3 protein-coding genes and 2 pseudogenes are annotated in these 1,500 nt (G+C 40.5%); all 5 read right to left on the minus strand.

The window, feature by feature from the left end:
* Nucleotides 1–236, minus strand: a pseudogene (locus tag ACFIQC_RS09765) (filamentous hemagglutinin); the annotation flags it as partial.
* Between the two features lie 12 nt (nt 237–248).
* The gene (locus ACFIQC_RS09770) at nt 249–656 is read right to left on the minus strand and encodes a hypothetical protein (protein WP_375707127.1); all 408 of its coding nucleotides are present in this window, start codon (nt 654–656) and stop codon (nt 249–251) included.
* Nucleotides 640–858: a hypothetical protein gene (locus tag ACFIQC_RS09775; RefSeq protein WP_375707128.1), complete on the minus strand. Its 219-nt coding sequence runs from the start codon at nt 856–858 to the stop codon at nt 640–642. The genes ACFIQC_RS09770 and ACFIQC_RS09775 overlap by 17 nt, the downstream gene beginning before the upstream one ends.
* Nucleotides 846–1,259: a hypothetical protein gene (locus ACFIQC_RS09780; RefSeq protein WP_375707129.1), complete on the minus strand. Its 414-nt coding sequence runs from the start codon at nt 1,257–1,259 to the stop codon at nt 846–848. Before ACFIQC_RS09780 ends, ACFIQC_RS09775 begins: the two co-directional genes overlap by 13 nt.
* Nucleotides 1,256–1,500 (minus strand): annotated as a pseudogene (locus tag ACFIQC_RS09785) (hypothetical protein); the annotation flags it as partial. The pseudogene ACFIQC_RS09785 and the gene ACFIQC_RS09780, both read right to left, overlap by 4 nt.

The following is a 1,500-nucleotide window of genomic DNA, read 5'->3' on the forward strand; positions in this document are numbered from 1 at the left end:
GAATCGCTATGAGGGAACATCAGAAAATAGTGTGGATCATTCTTGTTATCAGCCAACTGAACCGCATTATGGGCTGCATCATCTGGTGTTGTAAAAATACCATTGAGGAAAACATGAACCTTGCCATCAGAACCTTTTTGTAAATTCTGTTGTTCTTCATCCGTTAAATAATGTGCGTGAGGAAACAATCGCGCCATTCCAAGCAAAGGCAAAGATGGCGGATTGTTGATCGTCACAAACAGCAAAACTTAAGGTTGGCATTCATCCGCATTTTTGTACTTTTTACAAAACGGGCTGTTTAAGCGCTTTGCGACACTTCTCTTCGGGATGACAGCACCAGGCTGACAAATGGGGAGGTCTCTACCGTTAAAAGGAGAGCACCAGCTAGCTCTCCCTTTATCACGGAAACCTGATTGAATCATGCAAGCATCAATGGTTGCTATTTCATTGTTGCTTAGCTTTCGAACTTCATCCTCAAGATAATTAAGGTGTGGCATGCCACATTCTAGCAATGCTTTTCCTACCTCGGTAAAGTCTGCTCCTGGCTTCTTCCACCCTGCTACTTCTCCTGGAGGAGGTTTATCAATGTTTTCAATATCACATCCAGTAACCGTTAACAGAATGAGCAGGCTTAATAAATTAAACAACATTTTCATTTTTTGTTCCCTGTTCTCGTTGAATAAAGTTTGTTAAAACCAAATGAACCGTAATTCCATCTACACGCATCACTCGCATCACCATAACAATTATGGAGGCTCGGGTGTTGAGATGGTTGGCTGATGGAACAATCCGGCCATTCCAAGCAAAGGCAAGGATGGCGCATTGTTGGTCATTACAAGAAAGACTTAAGGCTTGCATTCAGATGCATTTTTATACCTTTTACAAAACGGGCTGTTTAAGCGCTTTTCGACACTTCTCTTCGGGATGACAGCACTAGGCTGACAAATGGGCAAGTTTTCGGCTTTATAGTTTTGACACCAAGTTCCTCCCCATTTATCTTTATAGTGAAATCCTGCTTGAATCATACAAGCATAAGTTGTTGCTTTTGCATTGTTGCTTCTCTCTCTATTTTCTGAATCAGGATCGATAAGACTCGGCATTCCACATTCTAATAAGGCTTTTCCTACCTCAGTAGAATCTGCTCCTGTCTTCTCCCACATATTCACGTACCCTGGAGCAGGTTTGTCAATGTTTTCAATGTCACATCCAGCTATACTTAATAAAACTATCCCACTCAATAATTTAAACAGTGTATTCATTTTTTTCTCCATAAATAACCTAAACCTAAATTATCCAAAATTGCATGAGGTGCATAAATTTTTGTATTATCATTATGATGTGTTTCATAATCACGTTCACACGCATCACCCGCATTACCATAACACCTATGGGTACTAGATTTAAAGCCGCGTAACGCTCGCATTTGCTCTATCATTGGAGTTGCTGGTGGAAATATTGCATAAGGGAACCTTAAGGGTGCCTTATAAAAAGTAGGTAGAT

Origin of the sequence: Bartonella sp. AA126HLJHH (assembly GCF_042197425.1) — a bacterium.
In the GTDB taxonomy this organism is placed as follows: domain Bacteria; phylum Pseudomonadota; class Alphaproteobacteria; order Rhizobiales; family Rhizobiaceae; genus Bartonella.